This window comes from Sporosarcina sp. P32b (assembly GCF_002743335.1).
GTDB lineage: Bacteria > Bacillota > Bacilli > Bacillales_A > Planococcaceae > Sporosarcina.
On sequence record NZ_PDZB01000011.1, the window covers coordinates 23,032 to 39,687 of the forward strand.

General features: G+C 39.2%; 16 protein-coding genes and 1 riboswitch. Of the genes, 8 read left to right on the forward strand and 8 right to left on the reverse strand.

What is annotated here, in order from left to right; all coding sequences use genetic code 11:
* Window positions 1–13: 13 nt before the first annotated feature.
* The 5 genes from CSV64_RS09230 (at window position 14) to CSV64_RS09250 (ending at window position 5,388) form a co-directional block, all read left to right on the forward strand.
* Window positions 14–793, forward strand: coding sequence for a YqhG family protein (locus CSV64_RS09230; protein ID WP_099634336.1), 780 nt, complete (start codon window positions 14–16; stop codon window positions 791–793).
* Between the two features lie 106 nt (window positions 794–899).
* The gene (locus CSV64_RS09235; RefSeq protein ID WP_099634405.1) at window positions 900–1,589 is read left to right on the forward strand and encodes a response regulator transcription factor; all 690 of its coding nucleotides are present in this window, start codon (window positions 900–902) and stop codon (window positions 1,587–1,589) included.
* Window positions 1,586–2,590, forward strand: a complete 1,005-nt coding sequence (locus CSV64_RS09240) for a sensor histidine kinase (protein ID WP_099634337.1) — start codon at window positions 1,586–1,588, stop codon at window positions 2,588–2,590. The genes CSV64_RS09235 and CSV64_RS09240 overlap by 4 nt, the downstream gene beginning before the upstream one ends.
* Window positions 2,591–2,693: 103 nt before the next feature.
* Entirely contained in the window at window positions 2,694–3,455 is a 762-nt protein-coding gene (locus CSV64_RS09245; RefSeq protein ID WP_099634338.1) for an ABC transporter ATP-binding protein, read from the forward strand.
* The gene (locus CSV64_RS09250; protein WP_099634339.1) at window positions 3,445–5,388 is read left to right on the forward strand and encodes an ABC transporter permease; all 1,944 of its coding nucleotides are present in this window, start codon (window positions 3,445–3,447) and stop codon (window positions 5,386–5,388) included. The genes CSV64_RS09245 and CSV64_RS09250 overlap by 11 nt, the downstream gene beginning before the upstream one ends.
* A 50-nt stretch (window positions 5,389–5,438) precedes the next feature.
* Here the strand turns inward: CSV64_RS09250 and CSV64_RS09255 are convergent, their stop codons facing one another.
* The 4 genes from CSV64_RS09255 to CSV64_RS09270 form a co-directional block, all read right to left on the reverse strand.
* Complete coding sequence (locus CSV64_RS09255) at window positions 5,439–5,660, reverse strand: hypothetical protein (RefSeq protein WP_099634340.1); 222 nt, start codon at window positions 5,658–5,660, stop codon at window positions 5,439–5,441.
* 252 nt (window positions 5,661–5,912) lie between these two features.
* Window positions 5,913–6,103, reverse strand: a riboswitch (cobalamin riboswitch).
* A 97-nt stretch (window positions 6,104–6,200) separates the two neighbouring features.
* Window positions 6,201–7,547: an MATE family efflux transporter gene (locus tag CSV64_RS09260; protein WP_099634341.1), complete on the reverse strand. Its 1,347-nt coding sequence runs from the start codon at window positions 7,545–7,547 to the stop codon at window positions 6,201–6,203.
* A complete protein-coding gene (locus CSV64_RS09265; protein ID WP_099634342.1) occupies window positions 7,544–8,008 on the reverse strand; it encodes a GNAT family N-acetyltransferase in 465 nt (154 codons plus the stop codon). Before CSV64_RS09265 ends, CSV64_RS09260 begins: the two co-directional genes overlap by 4 nt.
* Before the next feature lie 60 nt (window positions 8,009–8,068).
* Entirely contained in the window at window positions 8,069–8,629 is a 561-nt protein-coding gene (locus tag CSV64_RS09270; protein ID WP_099634343.1) for a TetR/AcrR family transcriptional regulator, read from the reverse strand.
* 199 nt (window positions 8,630–8,828) lie between these two features.
* Here CSV64_RS09270 and CSV64_RS09275 point away from each other — a divergent pair, with 199 nt between their 5' ends.
* Window positions 8,829–10,265 (forward strand): NAD(P)H-binding protein, encoded by a 1,437-nt coding sequence (locus tag CSV64_RS09275; protein ID WP_099634344.1) that lies wholly within the window; start codon window positions 8,829–8,831, stop codon window positions 10,263–10,265.
* Window positions 10,266–10,359: 94 nt separating this feature from the next.
* On the opposite strand, the gene CSV64_RS09280 is transcribed toward CSV64_RS09275, so the two are convergent.
* The 3 genes from CSV64_RS09280 to CSV64_RS09290 form a co-directional block, all read right to left on the reverse strand.
* Complete coding sequence (locus CSV64_RS09280) at window positions 10,360–12,105, reverse strand: GMC family oxidoreductase (RefSeq protein WP_099634345.1); 1,746 nt, start codon at window positions 12,103–12,105, stop codon at window positions 10,360–10,362.
* Window positions 12,106–12,122: 17 nt separating this feature from the next.
* Window positions 12,123–12,956, reverse strand: coding sequence for a gluconate 2-dehydrogenase subunit 3 family protein (locus CSV64_RS09285; RefSeq protein WP_233190434.1), 834 nt, complete (start codon window positions 12,954–12,956; stop codon window positions 12,123–12,125).
* Window positions 12,957–13,165: 209 nt separating this feature from the next.
* Window positions 13,166–13,468 carry a hypothetical protein gene (locus tag CSV64_RS09290; RefSeq protein ID WP_099634347.1) on the reverse strand — a complete coding sequence of 101 codons (303 nt, stop codon included), beginning with the start codon at window positions 13,466–13,468 and terminating at the stop codon, window positions 13,166–13,168.
* Between the two features lie 292 nt (window positions 13,469–13,760).
* Here CSV64_RS09290 and CSV64_RS09295 point away from each other — a divergent pair, with 292 nt between their 5' ends.
* Entirely contained in the window at window positions 13,761–14,273 is a 513-nt protein-coding gene (locus CSV64_RS09295) for a flavin reductase family protein (protein WP_099634348.1), read from the forward strand.
* 73 nt (window positions 14,274–14,346) lie between these two features.
* On the opposite strand, the gene CSV64_RS09300 is transcribed toward CSV64_RS09295, so the two are convergent.
* Entirely contained in the window at window positions 14,347–15,231 is an 885-nt protein-coding gene (locus CSV64_RS09300) for an amidase (protein WP_099634349.1), read from the reverse strand.
* A 217-nt stretch (window positions 15,232–15,448) separates the two neighbouring features.
* On the opposite strand from CSV64_RS09300, the gene CSV64_RS09305 reads away from it, so the two are divergent.
* Window positions 15,449–16,534: a hypothetical protein gene (locus CSV64_RS09305; protein WP_143565200.1), complete on the forward strand. Its 1,086-nt coding sequence runs from the start codon at window positions 15,449–15,451 to the stop codon at window positions 16,532–16,534.
* Window positions 16,535–16,656 lie beyond the last annotated feature (122 nt).

A 16,656-nucleotide genomic window follows, 5' to 3' on the forward strand; every position in this document is an offset into this window, starting at 1 on the left:
AGGAGGAGAATTTATGCATTCGACTGAGATCCATACGTACCTTCACAGATTCTTTACGGAGAATGACTGTGAAATACTTCATGGAAATGAACATTATCTAACCGTGCAACTAACAATTGATATGGATAAAAGAATCATGAACCGACCTTTTTATTGGAGGTATATAGAAAGTGTTAATGAGATACCGAATCCCGCGCAGCTTACGTTAATTACAGATATGAAGCAACTGCAAAATGGGATGAAGGGGGAAGTAATCCATCTTGGGTCCCCGCGATTGCATCAATTATTTCAAGTAACGAAAGAAATGGGACAGTTTGTAAAACTGTATGAGCGTGTAGGGGCTAACAACGAGCAGCAGATTCTGACACCATGGGTTGGTGTCAATTATAAAGTGTCATTCACCAGTCATCAAACGAAGGAGATCTTATATTCAATAGGTATCAATTTGATGACAGGGGCAGTTGTAAAAGAGTTCCAGGAAACTATTGGCATGCGAGATTTGTCCGACCAATCGTCTGAACAAGTATTTCATTTACCTTTTATCATTACACCTGTCCGCGCGCTTGATCGATTGGATGCTGTGATCACAAAAGTGATTGAAGGTGAAGATCTAACATGGGTGGAGGAAGCAGAAAAGAGATGGAGGAAAGACCAGGCGGTATTAGATTATTTCTATGAAGGGCAGGAACCGAAACCTGAGTGTTATGAGATGGAAAAGCGGGCAATGGAAGAACGTTTTAAGCCACGGATTACGGTGGATGTTGTGAATGGTGGGTTATTTTATTTAAAATAGAAATCAAAACAGCGCGCAAGTGAATCTACTTTCACTTACGCGCTGTTTTGAATCTGACTGTTTATAGGATAAACTAATAGCAATCAAGAAAAGTGTGGTGAGTTCATTGTTTACAATTATGCTAATCGAAGATGATCAAACATTATTTGAGGAAATAAAAGAACGTTTAACGCAATGGTCTTACTCAGTGGCCGGAATTGAGGATTTTGCAAATGTAGTGCAAGAATTTACGGAAATCAAGCCAGATCTTGTAATCATCGATATCCAATTGCCGAAATTCGATGGATTTCATTGGTGTCGGATGATTCGAACGCATTCGAATGTCCCGATTATCTTTCTATCTTCACGGGATCACCCGACTGATATGGTGATGTCGATGCAACTCGGAGCTGATGATTTCGTTCAAAAGCCATTTCATTTCGATGTACTGATCGCAAAGGTCCAAGCTATCTTACGGCGTGTCTATAATTACAATACCGATCAAGTGTTAGAAATAAAAACTTGGTGTGATACAACTGTCGATTTTGTGAAAGGTACGCTTACCAATGAGAACGGAACTATTGAGTTGACGAAGAATGAGATATATATTTTAAAAATATTAATAGAAAGAAAGAATGAAATTGTATCAAGGGAAAAAATCATTACAAGTCTTTGGGATGATGAACGTTTTGTCAGCGATAATACGCTGACAGTCAATGTCAATCGTTTACGTAAACGGATCGCAGAGATCGGCTTGGTAGATGTCATTGAAACAAAAGTAGGGCAAGGGTATATGGCGAAGGAAAAGCAATTATGATCCGGAAATTTATAAGAGAACGTGTTAGTTGGATCGTGTTCTTCATCTTCTTGCAATTGCTCGTGCTAGCAATGGGTTACTTAGACACAAGTGTTCCATTTTTGTCTACGGTCTATATAGCATTCATTTCCTGTTTATCTTTCATTATATTTATAGTCATGCGTTATGGAAAAGAAACGAGGTATTATAAACACTTAGAATCGTTAGAACCATCATTCGATCTAACTGCAATACCTGAAGCTAACAGTCCTTTCGAAGCTATTACTTCCGAAAGAGTTTCCAATCAAATTCAAGTGTTTAAAAATCAATTGGATGAATTACAAATTAGTTTAGAGCAAGAGAAAGATGACATGTTAAATTGGATACATGAAGTGAAAACACCACTGACGACGCTACAATTAATGATCGAACGCACCGAAGATCCTGCGCTACGCTCACAGTTGATGTATGAGTGGCTTCGCATCCATTTGTTACTCGACCAGCAACTACATCAAAAGCGTATCCCGTTCATCCAGAATGATTTATATATCGAAAAGACAGATGTGCAGAAGTTGCTATTTCAGGAGATAAAATCATTAAAGCAATGGTGTATGCAAAAGCGAATCGGTTTTGATGTATCATTGGAAACAGTAGACGTGCTGTCCGATGCAAAGTGGCTCGGCTTCATTCTAAGGCAATTGCTGATGAATGCAGTGAAATATAGTGAGGATTCGGACATACGTATCGGGAGTGCTAGCAAGGATGGTATCACCACGTTAACGATCGAAGATTTTGGGCAGGGCATTGCTTTAAGGGACTTATCACGCGTTTTCGATAAAGGCTTTACTGGAACAACAAACCATCAAAATCATTCTGCCACAGGAATGGGACTGTACTTAGCAAAACAAGTTGCGGAATCTCTCTTGATTAAGATTAAAGTAGAGTCAACAGTAGGAGAAACTACGCGGTTCTCTTTGATCTTTGCAAAAGAAAACGAAATGATTCGTATAGCGCGTTTGTAAAAGCATGTGACAGTATCGTCACATGCTTTTTCTACTTGTCATATTAAAGGCAGGAGAAAAATCCGTACATTGATTAAAATAGAATAAACAAGGAGTGATAAATATGGTTATTTTACAAGCAACGAAAATCTATAAAACATACGGCAATAAATTCAATAAACAGGAAGTATTACGTGCGTTAAATCTTGAAGTAGAAAAAGGTGAATTCGTTAGTATCATGGGAGCATCGGGTTCGGGGAAAACGACTCTGCTGAACGTTCTTTCATCCATTGATCGCGTTAGCCAGGGAACAATCAGTATAGAAGGGCAGAACCTCAACGACATGAAAGAAAAGCAAATGGCCGAATTTCGAAAACGGCATCTAGGCTTTATCTTTCAGGACTATAACCTACTCGATACGTTAACAGTAAAAGAAAACATACTGCTTCCCTTATCGGTGCAGAAAGTTTCTAGAAAACTAGCCAATGAAAAGTTTCTTGCTGTGGCAGAAGAATTAGGGATTTCAGAAATTGCTACGAAATATCCGAACGAAATATCAGGTGGACAAAAGCAAAGGACATCTGCTGCCCGAGCATTTATTCATGATCCAAGCATCATTTTTGCGGATGAACCAACAGGCGCTCTTGATTCAAAGGCGGCATCTGATTTGTTAAACAAACTAAGTGATCTCAACACGAAGCGAAATGCCTCTATTGTGATGGTCACTCATGACCCACTTGCCGCAAGCTTTAGTGAGCGTGTCGTGTTTATCAAAGACGGACAAATTTATACGCAACTGAATAAAGGAGCCCAAACACGAAACGAATTTTTCAATGATATTATCAAAACACAAGGTGTTCTGGGTGGTGTGCAATATGACGCTTAACCAGTTAATCTTCCGCAATATCAAGAAAAATCTAAAGCATTATTATGTGTATATCTTTGCTTTGGTTTTTAGCGTAGGCTTGTACTTTTCATTCGTAACTTTGCAGTTTGATCCAGCATTGGACGATGCAACTGGAGGAGTGAAAGGTGCTGCAGCAATTAAATCAGGTTCAGTTTTTTTGATTGTTATCGTATCTGTATTTTTGCTATATGCTAACAATCTATTCATTAAACGCCGCAGTAAGGAAATTGGATTATTCCAATTGATCGGGATGACGAAAGGAACTGTTTTTCGTATTTTAAGTGTCGAGAATTTTGTGTTATACATCGGTTCTCTCGTTGTAGGGATATTTTTAGGGTTTTCAATGTCCCGATTACTCATGCTGATTCTATTTAAGGTCACTGGTGTAATGGATGTTGCGACTTTGCGTTTCTCTTCAGAGGCATTATTTCAGACATTGGTCGTATTTGCGGCAATCTTTGTATTGATTTTGATTATGAATGCGATATTTATTAAACGACAAAGTATATTGTCTTTGTTCCGTGTGACTACTGTGACGCAGCAGCGAGTGAAAAAGATGACAGTATTTCAAGCGGTCATCGGTGTGTTCGGTATTCTCCTCATAATAGTTGGCTATTATTTATCAGCCCGATTATTTAGTAGTGTGTTCCTCGTGAATCAGCTATTTCTAGTGATGATTGTCATACTCGCTTCTGTGATTGTAGGAACGTATTTATTTTATAAAGGATCGGTCAGCTTTATCTTTAACCTGATTCGTAATCGTAAAGGAGGATATTTGAACGTTAACGACGTACTATCGCTCTCTTCGATTATGTTTCGAATGAAATCGAATTCTTTTCTATTAATGATTATTACATCTTTATCTGCGCTATCTATAGCATTACTTTCGTTAAGTTATATCTCGTATTATTCAGTAGAGAAATCAGTAGAGCGAACTATTCCTGCTGACTTTACCATTCCTGATAAAACACGTGCAATGGAGTTTACACAGGCACTTGAAAGTAAAGGCATCGTCTTTACAGAGACAGCTATTGATCTATTGACTACACCTGTTGATTTATCGAGAGTTCTATCTATTCCGGTTGGGGATAGTCCAGATGTGAGTTATACCGATACAGAAATGATCGTCATTAGTGATGAAGGATTGTCGGAGATAGACGTAGCAGAACAGGAAGTGCTCTTCGTCAACTCCGATAGTTTGACGGAAAACTTCATGAAATTCCAAGCGAATCAGCAAGTCGAATTTCAAGGTAAAGAGCATTTGTATGATCTGACACTAAAAGGGACGGAAAGGGTAGCAGTTCTCCCAACGCGTGTGACCTATGCTTTCGTTGTCGCGGTAGTGGATGATCAAGTATTCCAGGTAATGAATAAAGACAAAGATCCTTCTATTACATCCGAATTTACAGAGTATCATGGGGTGGATATTGACAATGAAAATGATGTGGAAAAAGCAAATGAATTATTTAATGAATTGGGGATAAACGACTGGGCAGGGCATGAATCGAAGGTTGAAGAAAGAATTGAACAAATGCAAGCTGCGGGCATGATCATGTTCATCGTCGGGTTCCTTGGCCTCGCTTTCCTTGTAACGTCTGGGTGCATACTATACTTTAAACAGATGGATGAAAGTGAAGATGAAAAATCCAACTACACCATTCTTCGTAAACTCGGCTTTACACAGACAGATTTACTTAAAGGGGTTCAACGAAAACAGCTATTTAACTTCGGTATTCCATTAATCGTCGGTCTTTTTCACAGCTATTTTGCTGTGAAATCCGGCTGGTTCTTATTTGGTACTGAAATGCTGACACCAACGATTATTGTGATGTTCATCTACACAGCACTTTATTCTATATTTGGTTTGCTTTCCGTATTGAATTATAAGCGTGTCATTAAAGAATCTCTATAACACAAGAACACCCCTGACACAAATCAAAGTCAGGGGTGTTTTACTATAAATTAGTTACTACCTACTAATTCAGCTACTACGATTTGATATGCTTTATCTAAATTAGCCAATTGTCTAGCTTTTTCTGCAGAGTTATTAGTGGAATCTTCGGATATTTGTTTCTTTACATCTTTTACTAGTATGGGAAGGGGGGTAGAGTGAGTGCTTACTCGATCCGACATCAGTGTATCCTTTAATAAGTTTGTAAAGTCATCAATTGTTTGATTGTGCATAGTTCATTCTCCTCATCGTGTTTTGTATTGGTTCGTTGACATGAAAAAACATCCGTCCGGTAAATACCTGGAAGGATGTTAAGTGGGAAGCCATGACGAATTAAACGGTTCAGTCGGATATTCATATATAGTGGATCGATAGAAGCTGTATCGAAGCCACCTAATGAATGTCCTGATCCCGTTTTTTCGTACGTCGGCTTGTGTATGATTGTTCATAAGCCGCACTTGACACCTCCTATCCGCGTAGGGTATTGGTGTGTACTGATCTAGGCAGGTCTCCTGGCTCGTCTTCAACGTATAATTCACCTTCCCATTTCCCTTGCGGTGAAACAGTGGTAACGAATTATACTCCAACTCACAGTTGCGGGACAGCATCGGTTTTTCACCGATTTCCCTTTTAAGCGTTTAAGAAAAATAAACGCACCTATCTCTAACACGATATTCAGTTGCTCTTTCAGTATATCACTATTATTTATGAAAGGAACAAAATAGCGCAGTATCCATATAGGATCTGCACTATAACTTTTGTCTGTAATCATGTTACCCACTCAGCGAATGACGAGTCGCGTTTCGTTGATATAAATATACTCCAACAAATACAATAAACTCAGACGCAGGGATAGATAGCCAAATACCATTTAGCCCAAAGAAGCGTGGTAAGATCATCAAGAAAATCAACATAATGATAATTTCGCGAGAAGCGGTGATCCAAGTGGCCATCCGTACATTGCCGACTGACTGATAATACGTCATCATCACGAAGTTTGTACCTGTGAATAAATAAGCAATGAAGAATAAATTAATTCCGGTAGTGGCCAAATCTCTGACGGCTTGTGGGAAGTCTCCGAAAATCGATACAATAGGGCCCGCTGCAAACTGGCCAACGAGGAAAAACACAGCACCCGCGATGACTACAGTAAGGGTGGCCTTTTTTACGGTTTCCTTCATTCTTTCTCGGTTGCCAGAGCCTTGATAATAACTGATTAGTGGCTGAATTGCACCACCCATTCCTAAGAATAGCATTAGCATGACACTGTGCACATAGTTCAAAATAGAGAATGCTGCAACACCTTCTGTACCAGCCATCCGTTCAAACGCAATATTATGTGTAATGGTAAAGAAAGAAATCCCTAACTCAGATAGAAAGCTCGGGAATCCGACAAATAGGATTGCTAAAAACAACTTTTTATTGAACTTTAAACGAATCAGTTTCAAGTTATTATTCTTCTTAAAGAAATGGGTGACCAGTACTAGCATGCCCAAAAAAGAAGCGATAATTGTAGCAATTGCAGCACCGGCAACGCCGTAATCTAAAATGAATAAGAACACATAATTCAAGATGATGTTCACGACAGAAGTCACAATTAGCCCCGCCATTGAAAGATTTGGTGCTCCGTCGTTCCGTACGAAAATACTAAATGTGTTCTCTACAGTAAAGATAAAGCCAAACAGTAAAATCACAAATAAGTATTCCGATACATAAGGGAAAGTGGTCGTATTCGCTCCTAGTGCGTACGCTAGCGGATCTCTAAAAATAAAGGCGGTCAAGCCTAGTATAACGGTGAAAAAGAATATAGAAAGAATCGCATGTGTGAAAATCGAACGAGCCTTCTGAATATCTTTGGCACCCATCGCCATGGAGTATTTTGTGGCGGCACCTATACCAATCCATAAAGAAATAGCAAAAAAGATAGTATAAACGGGAGCCGAAATTCCGACTCCCGCTAATGCTTCTGCACCCAATCGATTACCAACCATGATGCCGTCCGCCACAATATTGATTGCCATTAGTAACATACCGACAGTTGAAGGTATTAGGTAACGTAAAAAGATACGTCCTACTGGCTCAGTATCCAATTGATTGAATTTGGGTGAAGATGAATTCATTGCAAAGGACTCCTTTGAAGATCAAGTTCCATGATGAGGCAAGGGAATTCACCTACATCATCAATTTTTCCATTTAACTTAAAACCGAATTTTTCGTATAAATGCTGTGCGGCTTTATTACTTGGATAAATACTTAAATATATCTTGTCGCATTGATACTTTTCTTCCATTCTGGTAAGTAGGAGTTTAAGAAATCTGCTGGCATAACCTTTACCTTGATGATGCTGATCTATCATAAAACGATCAAGCCATACATTGCCATCTGCTTCACGTCCATGCATCGCATAGCCGACTAATTCTTCTCCATCATATAATCCAATGGATTTCCATTCTGGTTCAAATTGAGATTGTGCTAGTGAAAATGAATTGCTTTCAATAAAGTTCTTTTGGTTTTCGTGTACGGATAAATAGGCAACATCTTGCCAATTTTCATTCGTTACCTCACATGCGTGGAGGCTCATAATTCCATCTCGCTTTCATATTTTGTAAAACAGAAAAACTTTTAGTGTTTTATTAGTTTTTTAGTCGTCACTTTTCTTAATAAATCCAAACAACAGGATGTCCACAATAGAATCCAGTGCTTCGGTTACGGTCATGCGATTTTCGTAGAAAAACTTTCGATCAAGAGTGGAGTTCGTTGCATCTATAATCAATTTCATTAGTAACTCTACATTTTGATCGGCAATAATACCTTCATGAATACCTTGTTCAATTAATTCGCGCAGTTCATCCCATTCATGAAGTGCAGAGTGGACGCGTTCCCATTGTACGGGATGTGTTTTTTTCATCTGATCGAGGATTTGCCAGTTATAAAAATCATTATACTTTGGGATAACTGTAATGACTTTCTTGATCTTATCTACAAGTTGTAGTTCAGTGTCTTTCATGATGATATCGGTTTTTTCATCAAACTCTTGTAATGTCGAGTCAATAATCGCATCTAAAATTTCCGTTTTTGAAGAAAAATTTTCGTATAACGTTCGTTTACTGATGCCCAGTCTTTTCGCTAGATCATCCATTGTGAACTTCATACTTTTCTCATGAATTTCTTCGAGGAAAGCTTTCATAATACGTGCTTTCATTTATCGTACCCCTATCTTTATACATATCAAGTAAAACTTTAAAAACAAATATAGTTTTCATCGTTCATTTTATTATAAATACTTTTAATGAAAAAAGCAAAGACTACTGCTTAAAAGTAGTATTAATTAAATATATAGGCTTATAAAACTCTTGGAATGGGTAGTTTTACTGTATACGTACAAGAGAGGGTGAGATTGTATGGGTGAAAGGAAATTGGTTGTAGCTGTAGCTGGCGCAAGTGGTTATATCGGCAATAATCTATTGAAAAAACTTAAAGGAAAAGCTAAAGTGATTGGTCTGTCACGAAATGGTGATCAGAGGCAGAATACGGAAGATATAGAATGGCGTTCTTGTGATCTATTTTCTATGAAAGATGCGGAGAAGAGTTTAGCTGGTGCTGATGTCGCGGTTTATCTCGTTCATTCCATGCTGAAATCAGCGAAATTATCTCAAGGAACTTTCGAAGATATGGATGTAATATTGGCAGATAATTTTGCACAGGCGGCAAAAAAACAAGGGATTAAGCAGATTGTCTATTTGGGTGGGATTATTCCAGATGAAGATGAAAAAGATTTATCACGGCATTTGAAGAGCCGCTTAGAAGTGGAACGTATTCTACGCTCGTATAACGTTCCTGTCACTGCATTACGTGCAGGGCTAATTGTCGGTCCGAAAGGTTCTTCTTTTCCGATTTTGTCGAAGCTAGTTAGACGGCTTCCTATAATGGTTTTACCTAAATGGACACGTTCCGATACACAGCCGGTCGCACTGGATGATGTGATGAAATCATTAAGCTCATTAATACTAGACTTTGAACCTGCGCAACGATCTATCGATATAGGTGGTCCCGAGGTTATGACGTATAAAGTTATGATGGAAAAAACTGCAGAAGTAGCAGGAAAATCTTCACGAATGTTGGATGTTCCATTCTTCTCGCTAAGTCTATCAAGGCTTTGGTTGCGTCTGGTGACACAAACACCGAAAGAAATTGTCTATCCATTGGTGGAAAGCTTAAAACATCCAATGGTTGTGAGTCCGAAACATTATATGGAAGGTATTAGTGACGGTGAAATTCCATTTATTCAAGCGGCAAGAGAAGCGCTTGAAGCAGAAAAGAAAGAAAAAGAAACACCGAAAAAGAAATCACCAATGGGGCCGCTTAAACAGGATGTACGATCTGTACAACGAATCGCGTTGCCTCATAGCTGGACAGCTGATGAGACTGCACGTTATTACGTTAAGTGGCTTTCTACTTTCCTTAATCCTTGGGTCAAGACGGAAGTAGACGACCAATTAAACTGTCGCATCGGTTTCCTAGGCGATCGAACACTATTAGAACTTAGTTATTCTGCTGATCGTAGTACAAAAGATCGCTCGCTTTACTATATAACGGGTGGATTATTAATGGATCCTGATTCCAATGAACGTGGCAGAATGGAGTTTCGAAAAATTCCGGGGTCAAATGAAGTAATCATTGCCATTCATGATTATCTCCCTTCCATTCCATGGTTTGTTTATTACGTTACACAAGCCAACATGCACGCGTTTGTCATGTCTTGTTTCCGTCAACATATGTATAAGTTGGGTGCAATTGAACGTGATCGATTAGGAATTGTCGCTTCTAATGTACGATAAAAAATCCAGATTCGCAGTGTTGCACTGCGAATCTGGATTTTTGATTATTTGAATTCAATAAGTACATAAATAGACGATAGAACCAGATGTTTTGTTAGGCGTTTAAAGTCTTTTGCTTCGCTTCTGCAAGCTGACCGCCATTATTTAAATACTTCTCTACACCTTCTGCTGCCCGATATGCCAATGCGCCAATAGTTGAAGTCGGATGATGTCCACCGAATTGAGGAAATGCGGAACCACCTACTACGAATAAGTTGTCCATCTCCCACATTTGAAGATAGTTATTCACTGCAGATGTTTCAGGATCCGCCCCCATAATAATTCCGCCTGCGTAGTGACCACCTGAATAGATATGATCGAACTCTTCAGGCACTTCATCCTCGTCAATGATATCGGCACCCATTTCTTTCATGATTTCACTACATTTCTCGATTCCGAATTTCGCCATATTTCGATCGTGATCCGTGTAACGATTCGTTATACGTAATAGGGGATCTCCGTATTCATCTTTGTATGTTGGATCCAAATCTACGTAGTTATGCCACCATGACATAACAGCAGGTGTATACCATGCGACTAGCGAACGATTCGCATAATGGATTGAGTTTTTCTTGAACTCAGGTCCCCATTTTGGTGTGCCGCTTGGGACGTGGTTCGTAGAAATAGCCCCATCACCGTATTGACGCATTTCGATACCGCCGCCGTTTATGAAGTCTACATTAGAGTGATCAAAGTTATCACCCGCAAAGTCACTCATAGTACCACCAAGAGCACCTGCGCCCATGTAGAGATTGAACTTTTTCTTTTCAAAGTACCCTCGAGCTCCAAGGAATGTGATATTGAATTGTCCATTAAAGTTACGGCCGATTGTTCCTTTGCGTGTTGTTGGATCATACTGTGTTCCGATTTTAGAGAGCATTAACAAACGATTGTTAGTGAAGGAAAATGCCCCCAATACGACAACGTCCGCTGGTTGTTCATATTCAATTCCTGTACGTGTATCAGTAAACATAACCCCGGTTGCTTTACCATCTTTATGCAGAACACGACGTACTAAAGAATTGGTCCGGATTTCGCAGTTTCCAGTTTTGCGTGCAGTTGGAATAACTGTAGCCAATGGATCTGATTTAGCCGTGAAATCACAGCCGTACATCGTACAATATGAGCAGAACATACAAGCATTTAATTTTTCGCCGTCTGGATTGGTATACGCTCGTGATAAGTTACCGGCAGCAACTTGGAAGGGATGATAACCCATTCTCTCTGTCGTTTCTTTAAATAATTTTACTGCCGGTGATGCTAGCATAGGTGGGTTAGGGTAATCACTTGAACGCTTGTCACCAAGTGGATCGGGCTCACCTGAAATTCCAGCGGTTTTCTCCCACTTATCGTAATAAGGTTCCATTTCATCATACGTAATACCCCAGTCTTGAATCGTCATGCCTTCAGGTATTTTCTCTTTACCATACCGTTCAATGGTCTTAGAACGTAATTCGAAATCGATAGCTCTCCAGCGGTATGTAGCACCTGCCCAGTGCACACTACCTCCACCTAAATCGGTCCCAGCCATCATTTCTGCTCTTGTCCGGACAGGGAGAGCGGTGTCTTCGATTTTCACGCGTGAAGTAATCGTTTCAGGAGATAAGTTTTGCATCATCTCGTACCGATCCGTATAACGTAATTCATCTTTAACTCCTACATAGTCTTGTCGATCTTGTTTTTTACCCCGTTCAAGCGTTACTACCTGATAACCGGCCTTGGCTAGCTCTGCAGAAACTACTCCACCCGCCCAACCGCTTCCTACTACAACTACATCTACCTTTTTTAATTTTTTCGCCATATGAGTTCCTCCTGTTTTTAGTGACCTTGGTAATTTCGTAAGCTTTCAGGCTTCATTACGATGAAGTCTTCTTTTTCTATATCCGCTGTATAACTCATACGTGGACCAGGGAATTCCTTCATCCTCCAGCCTTCCATATTGCGGTTCCCGCCATAGACAGGGTCAGCATAAGCACCTTCAATGGTTGTTTGTAATAATAGATTAAAGAACGTAGTAGAAGCGACACCGTTCATCTTCGCTTTTCCATCGTCGAACATCTGTAAAATCTCATCTTGCTGTTGCGGCTCCAACTTCCGGAAGTTTGTTTCGAATTTCTCCTGAGCGGTTTGTTCTAATGCTTGTACGCCTTCCAAGAAAATATCTCCTCTTGTCATAGGAGTCTGATATCTAAAGGCTGGTGTAGGTACTTGCGTTTCAGCATTTGGGCCTTGATCTTGGGTCGAGTCTGCTTGGCTTTCATATGCATCTACCGCCCCTATCTGCAAAAATGGCCCTTTCATATATTCTTTTGCATTCATGCCCCATTCGCCAGCAAGCTGTCGGTCGATAAAGTAGGGGACACCTAATTCAATAGCGCCTGGGCCTAAATCGTCTGTAGGAAATAACCTTTCAGTAGCAGCGGAAAGGATAAGAAAGTCTTCACTATTACTAAAGAATGTACGTGCTTCTAAAAGGTGACTTCCTTCTGTTTCTGAGTTAATAGGTGCGCCTGGTTTTTGTAGCTGGTTAGTTAGCAGACCACCGAATAATGATCCACCAACTAGACCACCAGCCACTAAGCCGGTATTTTTCATGAAATTTCTACGACTAATCCCTTTTTGTGTATCTTCATGCGGTTTAGGTTCTGTCACTTGGTTCTCCTCCTTGTATAGGACTTTCATAACTTACTAATGCACTACTACTTGTCATGTTGTGATGAAAGGGTGGAGATTATACATAATATGGAGTTTTGCATATGGTAAACGCCAAAGTTCACGGAAAATATGCAACAAGGAAAGCCCCCTGAAATCACTATGTGATTTCAGGGGGCTTTTCTGTTTGTATTATAGATTACAATTCATTAGTTTTTCTCTTCAGTATCTGTTTCTGTATCTACTTCCGGCTCTTCCATATCTACGTCATCGTTTGTTGTATCATCTGCAGGTTCATTCACATCTACGTCATCATCTGTTGTACCATCTTCTGGCTCATTGACATCTACATCATCGTTTGGTGTTACATCTGCAGGCTGATCTACTTCAACATCATCATTTTCATCGATAACTGGGTCATCGTCTCCGCAAGCACTGAGGACACCGACAGAAAGGATGGCAGCCGCTCCTACTTTTAATAAATTATTTTTCTTAAGTTTGTTTAAATCCATTATAAACTTCCTCCTCTAGATGTTTAATAATCTTTCATATACTAGTAATATCCGCATTTGCGTTTTGTAAACATATAAATCTAGAAGTGATTCTTTAGTACCGACAACCGATTTAGCGAAGAAGATAGCAAATAGTTGAACAGATACATAAACTAAAAAAACTATATAACAAGATGAGAAAACTGAAGAAAGGCGATGGAAGTGCTATGATGGATGTAGACATGCCTAATACAAAAGTGATGGACTAGATCTATTACTGAAATTGGCTTATTTATAAAGGAGAGAATGTTTCATGAAAAAAGAAGAACAACAGAATTTATTCAAAGAAATTATGGGGAATTACCCCACTGGTGTAACAGTGGTTACTGCAGTAACTGAAGATGGTACACCAGTTGGACTGACAGTAAACTCGTTTGCCTCTGTATCCTTGGATCCAATGCTCCTCTTATGGTCTATCGATCATAGAGTATCTTCTATTAAAGCATTCACTGAAGGCGGTAAATTTGCAGTACACGTACTTGCAGGAGATCAAAAAGAGCTTTGTAGTACATTTGCGAGCCGTGTAGAAGATCGTTTTTCTACATGCGAATGGGAAATGTCGGATAATGGCTTGCCTATTATCGAAGATGCATTCGGCGTGTTTGAGTGTAAGACGTTCCAAACGATTGAAGCCGGAGACCACACTATCATTATTGGTGAAGTAGTTGATCTCCAAGTTGAGAAAGATAAAGAGCCTATGTTGTATCACCGTAGAGTGTTTGGATCTGTGCCACCTGTATTCTATCAACAAGATGACAAAGCTTAAATTTGAAGCATTCATGTCGTTATATATAGAAAAGCCGTCTCTTCATGAGACGGCTTTTCTTCGATATTTGCCATTACTTACGTTTCATCCAGCTTTCTAACGAATGAACAGCGATTCCGTTAAATTCTTCAGAGTGATTAAATGATTGCTCTACTTCCCATAACTGTTTCTCCATGTAGGCATTATTCTTACCAAAGAAAGATAAATAGTCACCTTCAGAAGATTTACTAGTTTCTATTGCCACGCGTGCTTTTTTACCTGCAGCGCTAGCATAATCTATTTCACTTTGCGCTAAACTGATCATTCCGTTACGACCATTAGCCTTGTTCCGGTAGGCCATGACATTTATACTATCTGATTGGTCGATTAGCCATTCGGATAGCACACCTTCACCCATGCTGGTTGTATAGAAGGTTGTATCAAACCAAAACGGTATATCGATTCCAAAGTGCAATCCGAGAAGAGCGGATTCCCCAGCAGCAAATCGTATGTTTTGCTGATAGCTCTCAATAGTATTTTGTAAACTTGAATCCCATGTAGGTAATATATAGGGTTCGATGTCCAAATGAATACCCGCGAATTGTTCATTTTTTTCTGAAACCGCTTGATACTTTTCAATCCAACGGAAGAAGCTTTGTACAGAATATTGGTCAGTTGCCCAATGGGGTGCACCGTCAAGGGCGTGTACTTCAATATTCTGTTCACTAGCTTGTTTAATAAATTGTTGATATGCATCATCGGGTATATCTGCATTGACTTGCAGATATAGCGTAGATACGTTCTTTTTATCTAGAAAGTTAATGAGTGAATCGGATTGATCTACTATTTGGGATGTATGCCACAACCAAGTGGCTTTTGGTTGATCCGTGCGCATAGTTAACATGGGCTTTAACCATACGAAGTTAGAAAGAACCAATAAAATCGCCGCCATCCAAATTAATCGTGCTTTTGTTGACATAGTTGTCACCTTTCTTCAATCATGTAAGAACCAATAGGATTTAATAATAACTAAGACCTACTAGAAAATTATACACTAACATTAGTCATAAAAACTAGTATATTTAGACTAAAAAAATATATATACTAATTGTTTGAAAGAATAATAGATGGTATAGTGATACTATAATTTGGATATTTAGATGGTAATCGACAGGAGTAAGGGAGAGACGTCATTCGTGAAAAAAATAACCATAGTCATATTGTTGATCCTACTAGTGTTGTCACCAAGAATTTATTGGACTCTTAAAGAAGAGAAAATCATGGATATAGCAGTAATAGATAAATCAGTTGCAAAAAAAGATTATCGTGAGCATAATGGTTTATTTCATATATTGAATGGAAAGAAAATTATACGGCCAGATGGTGAGCTTTATGACTTGGGTCTCGATTATTATGGGTTTGATCCTTACGATCAAGTAGCTATGGAACCGTTCATCGCTCGACCACTCGATATGATTTATGTAGCGGATACGTATGGTGTATTTAGTGATGATTTGAAGAATAAACCTGATGGTTCTCGTTCTGAACTTTTATACGGGGGAATGGAACTGCTAGAGTGGAACGAATTAATGGCTAGTAAAGATGAGAATACGACATTGATTGCAGAATTTAATAGCTTTGCATCACCTACGAGTGGGGAAATGAGCATGATCATGCAAAAAAATCTGGGCATTACGTGGACAGGTTGGATCGGTCGCTATTTCACTGATTTGGCGAATGAAGAAATACCTCAATGGCTTGTTGAAGGGTATAGGGAACAGATGAATAGTGAGTGGTTGTTTGCGGGTGCGGGTCTTGCGTTTGTCCACACGTCTGGGAAAGTGATTGTGTTGGATGGACAGGAAAATAAAAGTGCTGCCCATTTTGAACTAACGAAGGATGGAAAAGAGAAATTCCCTAAAGTGAATTCATCTGATTATCTTTATTGGTTTGATGTAGTAGAGCCGTTTGAACAAACGAATATATTGGCAACCTATGAATTTGACTTAACTGAAAAGGGGCGCAGTGTATTACTAGAGGCTGGCATACCTGAAACATTCCCCGCAGTATTACATCAACGACAGGAAAATACGTATTACTTTGCAGGAGATTATGCAGACTTTGATAAAAATCCAATTGTTAAATGGCAAGGGATACACAATGTATATAAATACTTTGCCAAAGATGTATCAGCTTTCTACTGGTTGACTTACTTCCCGATGATGGAAGAGATTTTGGATGAAACCTATGATAGGAAGAACGGTGAAGAGATTGGAGAATAAAACCCTAGGTGGTTTTTCTTGTAGAGCATTCTGACGGTCATTTAAGCATATTACGATGAAGTTTTGTTGAACATGGGATACAAAAACTTCAATTATTGGGGCATGACAGTGAATACGATCAC